This window comes from Microcoleus sp. K4-B3, from assembly GCF_036704615.1.
In the GTDB taxonomy this organism is placed as follows: domain Bacteria; phylum Cyanobacteriota; class Cyanobacteriia; order Cyanobacteriales; family Microcoleaceae; genus Microcoleus.
Genome location: NZ_JAUBSF010000221.1, coordinates 1 through 1,566, shown reverse-complemented (window position 1 = coordinate 1,566; position 1,566 = coordinate 1). Strand labels below are relative to the sequence as shown.

The 1,566-nt window shown below is 47.9% G+C and carries 1 protein-coding gene; it reads right to left on the bottom strand.

The window, feature by feature from the left end; translation table 11 throughout:
* Positions 1–84: 84 nt before the first annotated feature.
* Positions 85–1,266 carry an NF041680 family putative transposase gene (locus QUA78_RS32530; protein ID WP_333307448.1) on the bottom strand — a complete coding sequence of 394 codons (1,182 nt, stop codon included), beginning with the start codon at positions 1,264–1,266 and terminating at the stop codon, positions 85–87.
* Positions 1,267–1,566 lie beyond the last annotated feature (300 nt).

The following is a 1,566-nucleotide window of genomic DNA, read 5'->3' as shown; positions in this document are numbered from 1 at the left end:
ACTGGAGTTTAGACTAAGACAGAATAAAGAGGCGCATTACTGTAGATTAAATGCACTAAAAGATGAGCGCTCGAAAACTTCTGATTAGGGGGACTTTTTGGCGGGTTTTATGGGACGAGAAAACCCTTTTTTGACCACAGGATATCGAATTCTGGGCCGTCGTTGTTTCCCTTTAATCCAACCGTCCGATTTACCTCGCACTTTCGGAGCTCGAGCTGGTGTGCCTAACAGGGCTAAAATGCTTCCAAAAGATTGAGCTACCCGCCCAGGGGTGAGTTTGACCAGAGATTTCTGCCACGGCAGAGGGCGTTGCGCCACCAAATGACGACCCAACCATAATTGCCAAGTCACAATCGGCATTAAATCGCTCCAACGGTCGCATTGAAGTGGTGTACTGAATTGAGGAACTGTCCAATGCAGGCGATTTTTAGCAAAACGATACCAATGGTCGATCGCAAATCTTCGTAAATAAAGTCGCCAAATTTCTGTGACAGCAGGCATTTTTAACCCCACAAACGCCAACCACATCGGCTTCGCAATCCTGGTAGAGCCATCAGCAGCTAGTCGTTCCACTAGCAGCATCGACATCTCATGAGACGGGGACAAGCGAAAATGTAAATTGTGCCACACCCGTATTCGCAATTGACCTAAATCTGGGTCATCCAACTCAACTTGTTGTGCCGGAGAACTCCAAGTTGTAGAGTCGTTGAGTTTGAATCGCTCGCCGTGAACTTTCGGTCTACCTCGGCCTCCATAAGCAGGCGGTGGCCCCCACAAACATAAATTCGACCGTAGGCGCATCAGTTTATCGATCGGCAATTCTGCGGTTTGATTGACAAACGGCGCACAGCCGTATTCGCTGTCCCACAACGATAGCGCTCTTGACGGCAAGTGAGAACTGACACTCGATAATTGTTGAACAGCCTGAGAAATTGGACTGTCCCAACTGGTAATTCTCTCGTGCAACAGTGGCAAGGCCCAACTTCCTTGTGCTTCAGGTATCCACGCCAATGTACTGTAACCGTATCCTACAGTCACCGGACGACCTCCCAGTTGTGATGGGGAATGTTCGTAGGTACGTTCTTTCAGTGTTTTGGCGAACGGTCTCGACCAACTCGTATGGTCGCCTGCGAGGACAATTCGTTCCGATCGCGGGAGTTGTTGGATGTAAAGTTTCATTAGTTGTTGTCGATCGGGCCCTTGTGTCTTGTAATGCTTCGTAAACGCTTGGCCATTGACGGCGAAACACGCAAGATAATGATAAATCCGCTAAACTTTGAGCTGTTCTGGTCAACAAGAGCGCATCCATTAACTCAAAGGTAGCATCTTGCGCTTTACGTAGATTGTTGTAGATGTCTTGACGAAACTGTTGCAATTGAGTGACAACATTATTCATAGCGGTCGCTCGGGGTTGTGATATTTCCCTATCTTCCGCCATCCGGGTCAACTCAAGCAGAGTTGACCCGGTATTTTTTTGCCTGTTGTTGGTTCTCTCATCTCTTCGATTGTTCTTAGGCGAACTCACTTTTGTTTGAGGGCGATCGTACTCTTTAGTCTAAACTCCAG